This is a genomic window from Aeromonas sp. ZOR0002 (assembly GCF_963866995.1).
Lineage (GTDB): Bacteria > Pseudomonadota > Gammaproteobacteria > Enterobacterales > Aeromonadaceae > Aeromonas > Aeromonas caviae.
On sequence record NZ_CAWMFQ010000373.1, the window covers coordinates 1 to 12,597 of the forward strand.

Below are 12,597 nucleotides of genomic sequence, written 5' to 3' on the forward strand. Positions count from 1 at the left end.
ACGGCTGGAGCAGCGCCTCGTACCCGGAGGGGGCTGGCAGCCAGTAGCGAATTGGCCAGCCCGCCTGCAGCAGTTCGGGGGCGCTGCTGCCAAGCTCGCTCAGCGCCAGCATGCAACCACACTCGCGCACCTTCTCAAGCAGGGTGGCATCCTGTATCAGCGCAGGCAATGCCAGGATCAGCCTCCCCTGTGGCAAGGGGGGCAGGCTCGCCAGCAGAGGGGCCAGCTGGGCAGGCTGATGAAGCATCACCAGCAAGGTGCCACTGCATGGCTCTTCTGTCAGCCATCGCGCCATCACGGGCCCAAGGACACCACGCTCCTGCATCCAGCCCACGTCACAGGGCTGCTGGCTCACCCGCCAGCGCAGGCTGACCGCCGTCACCGGCACGCCCTGCTCGTCTCTCATCGGCTCGCAGAAGGTCTCCAGGGGTGAAGGGGCGGCCCCCGCCAGCCATTCCCGCAGTTGGTGCAACTGCCGCTGGGCCATGTGGAGGTCAGCCTTCATCGCACTCTGATACCACACCAGGGTGGTCCCCTCACGCTTGGCCTCGTTCAATGCCAATATGGCCTGCTCCAATAGCTCATCGGCATCCTCGCCACCCTCGCACCTGGCCACTCCGAAGCGACACGCCAGATCAAAGCTGCTTTCCCGGGTCACGAACTCAAACTGCAACAGGCTCACCATGGCCGCCATGCGGGCATCGAGATCTCCCTCTTCGTCGTCCAGCACCACGGCGAACTCATCGCCCCCCAACCGGTACGCACGGCCGGGGCATGCCTGACGCAACCGGGCCGCAACGGCCTGCAACAGGCGATCACCAACCTGGTATCCGAGCAGATCATTGACCTGCTTGAACCGCTTCAGATCCAGCACCGCCAGCGCCTGGACCCGATCTTGCAGCAGGGATTGCCTGAGCTGCCCCTGCAAGGCCCGACGGTTGCCAAGCCGGGTCATGGGATCGAGCAGGGAGAGGCGACGATTCTGCAGATTGGTTCGAATGAGGGCAAAGACCAGCACACAGCCCATCACCAGCAGGATCAACTGCCAGATCTGGATCCAGAACAGGCTCTGGCGCAACTGGTTGAGGGAGGCTTCCCGTTCCTGGCCGGAAAGGATCTGATCCCCAATCTGCTCCACCTGATGGATCAAACCGGTCAGCCGGACGAGGGCAAGATCGAGGGCTTTCCCCCTCTTCAGCTCCCCGGACTGCATCTGAGGATCCAGCGCCTTGAGTTCGTCAAAGAGCCGTTCAAGCACCTCCCCCAACCCATGCCTCGCCCGCGCATCGGCGGTCTCGGTACTGATCAGGAACACATCCAGCCGGTTCCACAGCAGGTCGTAATCCAGGCTCAGGGCCGCCATGTCGAGCGCCCCGGCACGATAGAGGCGCACATCATAGAGAAATCGCTGGGACTCCTGCATTACCTGGCTGATGTTCCAGTGGGTGTTGCGGTAGAACATGTCAACGAGCTGCTCGTGCCGACTCTGCAGCAGCAGCCCCCAGAGGGACGAGAAGAGAAACAGCAGGGAAATGGCTGCAAGCAGCAGGTTATCTCGCTGGCGTCGCGTCACGGGACAACCTCGATGCGGATCACCTGCCAGACCATGTTGTTGTGGATGGCGGACACATCCATGTCGGGATGGGCCGAGAGGGGGACCAGCAGCCAGAGCGGCCCTTTATTGCGACGGGTGAGCGGTTTGTCATCCTGGTAACGCACCAAGGTCAGCGGCACCTTGGCAAACAGGGAGAGATCGACCCGCTGCTGGTAGCCATTGAGTGCGGCGACATCGATGGCGCTGGCACTATCCACCTGCTGCGCCGCCAGCACGCTCTTCAGGGTCGGTCCACGATAGCGGTGGGTGCCGAGGGTCCAGGGCGTCGCCGTCTCGAACTCCACTTGTGGCAAGGCGGCCAACGCCGCCTCATCCAGGGTGATTTCCCGCTTATCCGGCAGGATCAGTTGCAATAGCGAAGAGGAGGAAGCCTGGGTACCGAACGAGAAAAGCACCAGCAGGAGAGAGGCCATCCCGCGCATTGGAAAGTTCATGACATGTTGTGCCAGCTGCATCTTGAAGTTAGGTGTCAGTGTGGCGATTTCAGTGGGTCAATGCAACTGTGTGAAAAATCAATAATTATGGGCCCCGCATCTCCATCCAGTTATGTCCCTCGACGGTGAGAGGCTGATGCACACCGCAACTTTGCAGGAGTTCATCCACAAAAGCGGGCACCAGCAAGGAAGCCGGACCATAACGTTTTTCATCGAACTGGCTGCCCACTTCGCTCGGCTCCAGATTGAGCTCCACCGTATGGGCACCGTTCAGGCCGGCCTCATGGACGAATCCGGCGGCAGGGTAGACCGCCCCGGAGGTCCCGATGGAGATGAAGAGATCGCACTGGGCCAGGGCCGAGTAGATGCGGTCAAGCCCGAGGGGCATCTCCCCGAACCAGACCACATGGGGGCGCAGCGGGTGGGGAAACTGGCAGCAGGAACACAGCTCTTCCTGATGGAGATCCCCGCGCCACTCGATCACCTGACCCGAGCCCGGGCAGCGGGCCTTGAGCAACTCGCCGTGCATGTGGATGAGGTTCTTGCTGCCGGCACTCTCGTGCAGGTTGTCGATGTTCTGGGTGACCAGGGTGACGCGCCCCGGCAGCAGGCGCTCCAGCCGGGCCAATGCATAGTGGGCCGGATTGGGGTGGATCTCGGCGCGCTGCAACTGATGGCGCCGCGCATTGTAGAAACGTTGTACCAGTTCGGGATCCCGCGCATAGCCTTCAGGGGTGGCCACGTCCTCCACCCTGTGCTCTTCCCACAGGCCATCACAGGCCCGGAAGGTCTTGATACCGGATTCGGCCGAGATGCCGGCACCGGTGAGGATCACGATATGTTTGGCTGACTGCACCATGGTTGTTCTCCTCCAACGGGTAACAGGCTGACCTTAGCACAGGAGCAAGAGGCGGCCCATTCGCCCTTGGTCTTAGGCCGACGGGAGCACAAAGCTCGCCATGGGCGCGAGATCCAGCCTGGCAAAGACCATCTCTCGTCCTGTCACCAGGGTAAGTGGCAACCCGAGCCCCTTGAGCAGGGCCAGCATGGGGCGATTCTGGCCGAGCACTTCCGCCGTCCACTCCCGGATCCCCTCCCCGTATGCCAATCGCGCAAGCGCCAGCAGGATGCGACGCCCGGCGCCGCGATGCTGAAAATGATCCGCGACGATGCAGGAGAACTCGGCCCTGTCCGGGTGCAGGCGCCGGCGAACGGACTGGGCCATGGCAAGCGGCGCCCCCTGCTCGTCGGTCAGCAGCAATCCTATCTGGGGTTCTCTGGGGTAGTCGAGAAAGAAGGCGAGCTGCTTGGCCGTCGCAGGCTGCTTGGCCCGCATGAAACGCAAATAGACGCTCTGCTCGCTCAGGGCGTCATAAGCCGCGCTTATTCGCTTCGGGTCGCTGCCCGCCAGCTCCTGCAAGCGGCAAGTCAGTCCCCCCACCACCATCGTCATCGGCAGGGCGGCCCGTGAGGCGGGAGCCGTCCAACCCGACATTCCCTGCCACAAGCGCGGCTCATCGAGCGGCCAGCAAAGATAGCGAGCCATTCACCAGCGCCCTGCCACGCCGCGATCCTGCCACTGGGCGGCATCCTGCAGGTTGAAGGGGTCGTCGAGGTAGAGCGCGATGCCAAGCTCCCGGGAGCGCTGGATGAAGCGGGCCAGCAAGGAGTCGGCAGCCATCGCCTCCAGTTCGGGCAGCAGGTGTTGCCCGAGCAGCAAGGATTGCAACGGCAGACGCTCGATGAGATCAAACGGCAGGTGCTGGGCATGATCGAGCAGCAGCGCGAGTCTGGCACCCGCGAGGCTCGCCTGCAGCACCAGGGCGAAACGGTCCGCCTGGCTCAGCAGGTGATCCCGTCGGTGGATGACCAGGGTGAGTTCGCTTGCTTCTCGTCCATGCTGCTCGAGCCAGAGCTTGAGCGGCTCCCAGTGAGGGGAAAGGCCGCTCAGGCTCAGCCAGATCGGTAGCGTGCAGGAAGCCGCATCTGCCAGCAGCCCAAGCTGTCCTCTCGCCTCTCCCTGCCAGCTACGCACGGTGCGCTTGAGCCCGCCCAGCCTGCGCTGACGCTGGGGGCCAAGATAGAGCATTTTGAGCAGACGCAGCAGATCGTCGCTTTGCAGCGGCTTGGCCAGGGCGGCCAGCACGTTGAAACCCGCATCGTGCAGGAGACGCCGGGCGCCGTCTATCAGGGTCTGATCATGAGCGGAGAGCAGGATGATGGGCAGACCGCTGTGGCGATACTGGGGATGGCTCATCAGCAGGCTGATGGCATCCTGCTCCGCCAGGCTGAGATCACAGATAAGCAATCTCACGCCCCCCTCTTCCAGCGCCTTGAGGCACCCTTCGCCATCCTGAACCCAGTGGCAGGGCAACCCCAGTCCCTGGATCTCCTGCTGAATGCAGGCTCCCTGGAAGGGGTGATCTTCGAGCAGCAGGATCTGGCACTGGGCGAGCCAGGCACGCCACCCCTGCTCCCGTGCCTGCAACCCCTCGAGCCAGGGATCGCTGAGGCGATAGATCCCCGCCCCGGGAGCCAGCAGATGAGGCAGATAGTCGGCCCCCTGATGAGAGGCAGGATCAAACAGGGCGATGGCCCCGGCGGCAAACAGCCCTTCCCATTGCCAGCCGGCATCGGGTCGGGTGCGGTGCAGATTGGCATAGGCCGGCAGGCCCGCCCCCTTGACCGCCTGATGGGAGACGGCGTCCAGGGCATAGACGCTGACCGGGTAAAACGTTGGCTCCTGGCTGTCATCAGACTCCAGCAAGGCCATCAACTCTTCATCTGTGATGATCATGTCATGCTCTCTCGCCCAGTTGTCGGCAGACCTCTTCCACGCACTGCCTCAAGGCGGCTCCAAGGGGATGTCCGGGGGCCTCCTGCCAACGGTCGATCACCTCTACCAGGGGGGTAGCCCCCACCATTTTGGCGGCCCCCTTCATCTTGTGTAAAGCCGTATTGAGGGCCTTCTCGTCCCCTTGTGTGACACACCGCTCAATGTCGGCCAGATCCTGGTGAACCGATGCCAGATAGATGTCAACGAGGGCCGGGCTGAGGGACACGGGCAGGGAAAGGGCTGCCGTTGGCTGCGGTGCCTTCCCCCCGTCATGGGGGCCAAAGACGGTACGAAGCAGTACGGCCAGATCCCTGAGCAAGACGGGTTTGTCCAGATGACCCTGACAGCCGCATTCCGCCAGTCGCTGCGCCGCCTGCTCGCTGAGATCGGCGGTGATGACGTAGACGGGCAGATGCTGCCAGCGTTCATCGGCGTGCAATTGCCTGCAGAGCTCGGCGCCGTCCATCACCGGCATCTGCAGGTCCGTCAGCACCAGATCCACCGACTCCGATTGCAGGATCTCCAGTGCCAGACGGCCATTGGCCGCACTCAATACCCGGGCCCCCAGCTGACCCAGCTGCATGCTGATCAGCATTCTGTTCACCTCATGATCTTCCACCAGCAGCACCCGCCTGCCTGCCCCCGGCAAGTCTGTGATCTCCTCGGCGCCACGGACGAGTCTGGGCTGCAGCAGGCTGACCACGGAGCCCGGGATCCAGGGTTCCCCCTGCCAGTACCAGGCGCGCAAGCCCCCATCGTCCTGCATGGCCCCAAGGCAAGGTGAAGCCGGGTCCTCGGCCACGCCAAACGCTGCGAGCCAGGCCCGCATATATTCAAGTTCCCCGGGCAACAGTTGCAGGGAGACCGTCTTGACGCGCGGTTGCCAGAGCGCCTTCTCCTGCGCATGTCTGAGGGGCAAGGAACAGAGGAAACGGCTGCCCCCGCGAGCGAGAGGTTCAACCCGGATCTCGCCCCCCATCTGTTCCATCAGCTGGCGGCAGATGGCCAGCCCAAGCCCGGTCCCCTGGGCTCTGGGCTGGCCAGGCTCCTCCCCTTGCTCAAAGGGCTGGAACAACCGGGGCAACAGCTCGGCACTGATCCCGGGTCCCTCGTCATCCACCCCGCACAAAATCCACTCCCCTTGCCGCCGGGCCCAGAGTACCACCTCTCCCCGCTCGCTGAACTTGATGGCGTTGGAGAGCAGGTTGTGCAGCACCTGTTGCACCCGGTGGGGATCGAGATCCATCAAGGCGGGCAGCGCCGGGTCGAGCGCCAGGCGCAGTTGCAGATGGCGGGATCGCGCCTTGGACCAGTGCACCGCCGCCACATGCTCGCACAGCTCCACCAGATCCGTGGGCTGTACGGAGAGGCGCAACTGACGCGTCTCGTTGCGGCTGAAGTCGAGCACGTCGTTGAGCAGTCCGAGCAGTTCATTGCCCGCCTGCCTGACATGGGCCAGAACCGAGGCCTGCTCTGCATTGAGTTCGGTCTGCTCGAGCCACTCCAGCAGGCCGAGCATGGCGTTCATGGGGGTGCGGATCTCGTGGCTCACGGCGGCCAGGAAGCGCCCCTTGGCAAGCACGGCCTGCTGGGCCTGCTCGTGGGAAAGTTGCAGGGAGTGCTCCTGCTCCACCCTGGCCGTCACATCCTGCACCACCCCGTAGATCCGCCACCCCTCTCCCTGACGGCGCCCCCTGCCGGAAAATTGCAGCCAGCGGGTTCCCTTGGCGGGGTGCTGATAGCGCAGCAGATGGGAGAAAGGTCGCCCGGCTTGCAGCATGGCCAGCATGGGGGCTCGCATCTCGCGCCTGTCCTGATGGGAGATGCGGGTCAGGGTCTCGTTGGGATTGACCCGGATCTGCTGGCTCGCCAGCCCCAACAGCTCGTGACTGCCCCGGCTCACAAACTCCACCCGGGTGATGGCTCCCCCCAGCAGGGTGAATTGCAGCACCACACCGGGCACCGTATTGGTGAGGGCGCGCAGGCGCCGCTCTGCCTGACGCAGCAGGCGGGTACGCTCGCGCAGGGCGCTGATGTCGGAGAGGGCGATAAGATCCCCTGCCGGTGCCTGGGGCCCCAGTCGCAAAGGGATCTGGGCATAGGAGTAGACCTGCTCGTGCAGCGCCAGCTCCCCTTCGGCGCCCTGCAACTGGGGCGCGGGCAGCACCAGATCGGCGGCGTAGCGCGCCTCCATGCGCTTGGCCCGCTTGTTGCGCTTGATCACCTCCCCCTTGTCATTGCGCAAGAACACGGGAACAGGGAGCGCCTGGAAGAGAGACTCCCTGAACTTGCTTTCCAGCGCCAGCGCCTGCTCTACCTTGTGACGCTCGCGGGCCTCTTGGGCCAGTTGCTGGCGGGATCGCCAGACTGACCAGATCACCGCCATGCTGATCAGCAGTGCCAGCAACACGGAGCCAAGCCAGAAACCGTAGCTGACCCCCTCCTGCTGGTTGACCACCAGGCGGCGCCAGCGTTGCACCAGCTCGTCCACCTGCCGATCATTGAGGGTCATCAGGCTCTGATCCAGTACCCCTGCCAGGCTGGTCTGTTCCGGCCGGATGGCAAAGCCGAGGCCGAAACGCTCCGGCAATTCGGTGATGGTCAGCTCGCTCAACTGGTTGTTTCGAATGGGATATTGGAGCTGGTACAACTCCGCCAGCATGGCCTGGGCATCCCCATGCCGCACCGCCGCCAATCCCTGCAGCAGGTTGTCGGTCACCTCCCACTCATGCTGGCCGAACCGGGCAAGCAGGCCGGGATCATAGAGCATTCTCGGGACCACCACCTTGCCACTCACGTCCGCGAGGGAGACAGGCCCCCTCTTGCTGCGACTGACCAGGGCATAGCGGCTGGTCGCCACCATCCTGGTGAAGTCGAACTCCTTGTTCAGGGCGGCGGACTCCATCAGTCCGACCATCATGGCGGCATCGCCATTGCGCAACAATGCCAGCGCCTCCTCCCGGCTGGCGGCAGGCACCAGCTCGAAGCGCAGCCCCGTCTGCCGACTCACTTCCCGCAAGACGTCCGCACTCCAGCCAATGAGCTCTCCCTGCCGGTTGACACCGCTGTATGGCATGAAGCCGGGATCCGCCACCATCTTGATGGTGTGGGCCTTGCCGACCAGCCAGGCCTGCTCCTTGTCGGTAAAATGCAGGGGATTCACATCCTGCTCACCCTGAGGCAGATACTTGCCCAGATCCCGGTAGAGACTGCCCGGCGGCAAATAGCGGATGGCCGTATCCACCAGCTCCAGCAACTCGGGCTGGTTGCGCATCATCAGCCGGTAGCTGATGACCAGATCGTCGCTACGAAGACGGCGAAGACGCAGCCCTTCATCCGGGTACTCCCGCATCAGGTAGCGCAGTTGCAGATAATCACCGAGATAGGCGCTGCCCTTGCCGGCCACCAGGGCACCATACCAGTTCTCGGCATCGGTCAGCAGTTGCTGGGATGAACCAGGATAGAGACGCTTCAGGGTCTCCTGGGCCTGCCAGATGGGTGACACCAGAAACTGCGCCTGATCGAGCTCACCCCGATAGAGGATGGCAGACTCCGCTTCCAGCATGGCGCGGCTCAGGACGGTATCGCTCGAGTTCGACCGGGCAGGCCCGACGTGAGGAATGAGATCGCAGCGCCCGTTCAGCAGATCCTGCGTCACAGCAGCCCAGCTCGGCCGCTTCTCGACATGCACCGGTACCGGCAACAGCTCTGCCAGCCGCGTCATGCGATCGATAAGCAGGCCCCCCTCCGCCTCCAGATAGGGAGGACGTTGCAGGGCCGGGTAACAGAAGGTCAGTCCGGTGAGCGAATCGGCATAAGCCTGGGCATCCGGTGACAGCGGGAGTATGGCGGCACGCAGTGGCAAGGCCAGCAGCGCGCCGGACAACAGAAGGATTTTTATCATCGGAATGGAAAAGCCAGGCGATTGCCTGGCTTTTTCTTACTCGTTGGGTTCAACATTTTCTACCCTGGCCTTGAGCTTCTGGCCGGGCCGGAAGGTCACCACGCGACGGGCGCTGATGGGAATATCCTCCCCCGTCTTGGGGTTGCGTCCGGGACGCTGGTTCTTCTCGCGAAGATCGAAGTTACCGAAGCCGGAAATCTTGACCTGTTCGCCACGCTCGAGCGCCTGTCTGATCTCCTCAAAGAAGGCTTCCACCATATCTTTGGCTTCACGCTTGCTCATCCCGAGCTGGGTGAACAGGTGCTCTGCAATGTCGGCTTTGGTAAGCGCCATAGATCAATCCCTCAAGGATGCATTCAACTCTTCACCGAGGGCCCGCACGACATTGTCCACGGTCTCGGCGATCTCTTTCTCCTCCAGGGTGCGCTGGGTGTCTTGCAACACCAGGCTGATGGCCAGGCTCTTCTTGTCCTCTGCCATACCAGCGCCCTGGTATACGTCGAACAAGTTTATTCCAACTAACTGATTTCCGCCAACTTTTTTAATTACTGCCAGAACGTCGCCAGCCAGGATCTGTCTGTCAACCACCACGGCGATGTCGCGACGGTTGGCCGGGAACTTGGATACTTCGGCAGCAACCGGCACCTTGGCCGGCGTCAGTTTGTCCAGCTCCAGCTCGAACATGACAGCGCGGCTCTTGAGCCCCAGCTTCTTCTCGAGGCTCGGATGGATCACGCCGATGTGGCCGATCACGACGCCATTGCGCAGAATGGCTGCGCTCTGGCCCGGATGCAGGGCACTGTGCTCGGTGCGCTCGAAGGTGAAGGTAGCCCCTTCTGCAGTCAGATCCAGCACCGCTTCCAGGTCACCCTTCAGATCGAAGAAGTCGACGGGACGGGCCTTGACATCCCAGTGCTCGTCCCCCTGGTTGCCGGTGATGATGCCGGCGAGCATGGGTTCCTGACGGATGCCATTCTCGGCATTCTCGTCCTTGATGAAACGCAGGCCCTGCTCGAACAGGCGCACGCGCGGCTGCTGACGGTTCTGGTTGTAGACCACCGCCTGCACCAGACCCGGGAACAGAGAGACGCGCATGGCGGACATCTCGACCGAGATCGGGTTCGGCAGCACGATGGCATCGCTCTGCGGGAACAGGGTTTGCTGGGTCTTGGGATCCACGAAGCTGTAGGTGATCGCTTCCTGGAAACCGCGGTCAACCAGCAGGTCGCGCACCCGCTTCAGGGTCACCTGCCCTTCAGCCTGCTCCACCATCGCGAGGGATGCGGCGGGTTTGAGGTTCGGGATATTGTTGTAGCCGTAGATACGGGCCACTTCCTCGATGAGGTCTTCCTCGATGGCGATGTCGAAACGCCAGGAGGGAGCCAGCGCGGTCCAGCCGTCAGCATCCACGGTTACCTGCATGCCCAGACGAGTCAGAATTTCGACCACCTGCGCATCCGCCACGCTGATGCCGATCACCTTGTCGAGCTTGGTGCGGCGCAGCTTGATGGGGGCGGCCTTCGGCAGATGGGCATCGGATTTGACTTCGATGACCGGACCCGCTTCACCGCCGCAGATATCTAGCAGCAGACGGGTGGCACGATCCATCACCTTGGCCTGCAGCTCGGGATCCACCCCGCGCTCGAAGCGGTGGGAAGAATCGGTATGCAGACCGTAGGCACGGGCACGGCCGGTGATGGAGAGCGGCGCGAAGAAGGCGCACTCCAGCAGGATGTCGGTGGTGGTCTCGGAGACACCGGTGCGATCGCCGCCGAAGATGCCGGCCATGCAGGCAGGGCCTTTGGCGTCGGCAATCACGAGCGTGGTCTCTTTGAGCTTCACCTCGTTGCCATCGAGCAGGGTCATGGGCTCGTCGGCACGGGCGCGGCGCACCACCAGTTCCCCTTCAAGCGTCGCCAGGTCGAAGGCGTGCATCGGCTGGCCGTATTCCAGCAGCAGGTAGTTGGTGATGTCGACGATGGCGTCGATGGAACGGATGCCGCCACGGCGCAGCTTCTCCTGCATCCAGAGCGGGCTCTGGGCGTGCAGGTTCAGCCCCTTGATGACACGACCGAGATAACGGGGGCAATCCGCCGGCGCTTCAACCCGGATCGGGAAGGTGGCATCACAGGTGGCAGCAGCCGGCGCCCAGGTCGGCTCGACCACGTCCACGCTGTTGAGCACGCCGATTTCACGGGCCAGACCCGCGATGCCTAGGCAGTCGGCACGGTTCGGGGTCAGATCCACATCGATGCTGACGTCGTTGAGCGCGAGGTATTCACGGATATCGGTCCCGATGGGGGCATCCAGCGGCAGCTCGATGATGCCATCAGCCTCGACGTCGATGCCCAGCTCGCTGAAGGAGCAGAGCATGCCGTGGGACGGCTGGCCGCGCAGCTTGGCTTTCTTGATGGTGAAATCACCCGGCAGGGTCGCCCCGACCTTGGCCACGCACACTTTCAGGCCTTGGCGGCAGTTCGGCGCACCGCAGACGATGTCCAGCAGCTCGGCCTCGCCCACGTTGACCTTGGTCACCCGCAGCTTGTCCGCGTCCGGGTGCTGGGCGCACTCGACCACTTCACCCACGACCACATTGTTGAACTGGCCGGCCACCGCTTCCACGGCGTCCACTTCCAGACCGGCCATGGTGATCTGCTCGGCCAGTGCATTGTCACTCAACTCGGTGCGGACCCACTCCATCACCCAGGATTTACTGAATTTCATGTTCTCTCGCCCTTACTTGAACTGCTTGAGGAAGCGCAGGTCGTTTTCGAAGAAGGCACGCAGGTCGTTGACCCCGTAACGCAGCATGGTCAGGCGCTCAACGCCCATGCCGAAGGCAAAGCCGGAGTATTTTTCCGGATCGATGCCGACCGAACGCAGCACGTTCGGGTGCACCATGCCGCAGCCCAGCACTTCCAGCCACTTGCCGTTCTTGCCCATCACGTCCACTTCGGCGCTCGGCTCGGTGAACGGGAAATAGGAAGGACGGAAGCGAATGGTCAAGTCTTCCTCGAAGTAGTTGCGCAGGAAGTCGTGCAGGATGCCTTTCAGCTCGGTGAAGCTGGCATGCTCGTCGACCAGCAGGCCTTCGACCTGGTGGAACATCGGGGTGTGGGTCATGTCGTAGTCGTTACGATAGACGCGGCCCGGCGCGATGATGCGGATCGGCGGCTGCTGATGTTCCATGGTGCGGATCTGCACACCGGAGGTGTGGGTACGCAGCATCAGATCAGGATTGAAGTAGAAGGTGTCGTGATCGGTACGCGCCGGGTGGTGAGCCGGGATATTCAGCGCATCGAAGTTGTGGAAGCCATCTTCAATCTCGGGACCACGGGCAACCTTGAAGCCCATCTCGCCAAACAGGCGCTCGATGCGCTCGATGGTACGGGTCACCGGGTGCAGACCGCCATTCTCGATGCGGCGGCCCGGCAGGCTGACGTCGATGGTCTCGGCGGCCAGCTTCTGGTTCAGCACGGCGACTTCGAGGGCTTCACGACGCGCATTCAGGGCATCCTGAACCTGCTGTTTGGCCTGGTTGATCACGGCGCCCGCGGCGGGACGCTCTTCAGCAGACAGGGCGCCCAGGCCCTTCATCTGCTCGGTAAAAAAGCCCTTTTTACCCAGATATTTGACCCGGATTTCGTCGAGGGCGGCGATGTCGCTTACGCCCTCAATTTCGGCCTTGGCCTGGCCGACTACTTCTTCAAGCTGTTGCATGTCTTCCTCGTCACCACTCCCGGAACAGGAGCCTTTAGGCTAAATAAGGTCAAGAGGGGAATAATACAAAAAAAGCCCCTTGGCTGAC

The 12,597-nt window shown here is 62.9% G+C and carries 9 protein-coding genes; all 9 read right to left on the minus strand.

The genetic code is table 11. The features are described from left to right. Positions 1-1,573: GGDEF domain-containing protein (locus AACR77_RS19900; protein WP_042879516.1), on the minus strand; the 1,573-nt coding region annotated here is incomplete at its 3' end. Continuing rightward, positions 1,570-2,049, minus strand: a complete 480-nt coding sequence (locus tag AACR77_RS19905) for a hypothetical protein (RefSeq protein WP_042017169.1) — start codon at positions 2,047-2,049, stop codon at positions 1,570-1,572. The genes AACR77_RS19905 and AACR77_RS19900, both read right to left, overlap by 4 nt. Positions 2,050-2,134: 85 nt before the next feature. After that, complete coding sequence (cobB, locus tag AACR77_RS19910) at positions 2,135-2,908, minus strand: Sir2 family NAD+-dependent deacetylase (protein WP_041215132.1); 774 nt, start codon at positions 2,906-2,908, stop codon at positions 2,135-2,137. Between the two features lie 72 nt (positions 2,909-2,980). Continuing rightward, on the minus strand, positions 2,981-3,595 hold the full coding sequence (locus AACR77_RS19915; RefSeq protein ID WP_042879518.1) for a GNAT family N-acetyltransferase: 615 nt from the start codon (positions 3,593-3,595) through the stop codon (positions 2,981-2,983). Continuing rightward, the gene (locus AACR77_RS19920) at positions 3,596-4,846 is read right to left on the minus strand and encodes a response regulator (protein WP_039040767.1); all 1,251 of its coding nucleotides are present in this window, start codon (positions 4,844-4,846) and stop codon (positions 3,596-3,598) included. A gap of 1 nt (position 4,847) precedes the next feature. Continuing rightward, positions 4,848-8,771 carry an ATP-binding protein gene (locus tag AACR77_RS19925; protein WP_042879520.1) on the minus strand — a complete coding sequence of 1,308 codons (3,924 nt, stop codon included), beginning with the start codon at positions 8,769-8,771 and terminating at the stop codon, positions 4,848-4,850. Positions 8,772-8,825: 54 nt separating this feature from the next. Further along, on the minus strand, positions 8,826-9,122 hold the full coding sequence (gene ihfA / locus AACR77_RS19930; RefSeq protein ID WP_005300715.1) for an integration host factor subunit alpha: 297 nt from the start codon (positions 9,120-9,122) through the stop codon (positions 8,826-8,828). A 3-nt stretch (positions 9,123-9,125) separates the two neighbouring features. Continuing rightward, positions 9,126-11,513, minus strand: coding sequence for a phenylalanine--tRNA ligase subunit beta (gene pheT, locus AACR77_RS19935; RefSeq protein WP_042879523.1), 2,388 nt, complete (start codon positions 11,511-11,513; stop codon positions 9,126-9,128). Positions 11,514-11,525: 12 nt separating this feature from the next. After that, a complete protein-coding gene (pheS, locus tag AACR77_RS19940) occupies positions 11,526-12,509 on the minus strand; it encodes a phenylalanine--tRNA ligase subunit alpha (RefSeq protein ID WP_041215128.1) in 984 nt (327 codons plus the stop codon). Positions 12,510-12,597 lie beyond the last annotated feature (88 nt).